Raw genomic sequence first — 516 nt, 5'->3', positions numbered from 1 at the left:
CTCTCATGTCGGACATGCACCCTGTGCGGTGCCCGTGGTCGACGAGGACCAACAGTATGTCGGCATCATTTCGAAAGGAATGCTGCTGCGCGCTTTAGATCGTGAGGGGGTAAATAATGGCTGATCAAAATAATCCGTGGGATACCACGCCAGCGGCGGACAGTGCCGCGCAATCCGCAGACGCCTGGGGTACACCGACGACTGCACCGACTGACGGCGGTGGTGCTGACTGGCTGACCAGTACGCCTGCGCCAAACGTCGAGCATTTTAATATTCTCGATCCGTTCCATAAAACGCTGATCCCGCTCGACAGTTGGGTCACTGAAGGGATCGACTGGGTCGTTACCCATTTTCGTCCCGTCTTTCAGGGCGTGCGCGTTCCGGTTGATTACATCCTCAACGGTTTCCAGCAATTGCTGCTGGGTATGCCCGCGCCGGTGGCGATTATCGTTTTCGCTCTCATCGCCTGGCAGATTTCCGGGGTCGGAATGGGCGTGGCGACGCTGGTTTCGCTAA

1 pseudogene is annotated in these 516 nt (G+C 57.4%); it reads left to right on the top strand.

The features are described from left to right. Positions 1-116 precede the first annotated feature (116 nt). Positions 117-516, top strand: a pseudogene (locus MMA19_RS26495) (proline/glycine betaine ABC transporter permease ProW); the annotation flags it as partial.

Source organism: Vibrio sp. CyArs1, from assembly GCF_022432925.1.
GTDB classification, from domain to species: Bacteria; Pseudomonadota; Gammaproteobacteria; order Enterobacterales; family Vibrionaceae; genus Vibrio; species Vibrio mediterranei.
The sequence above is the reverse complement of the archived record's forward strand: the minus strand, read 5'-3'. Positions and strand labels throughout refer to the sequence as shown.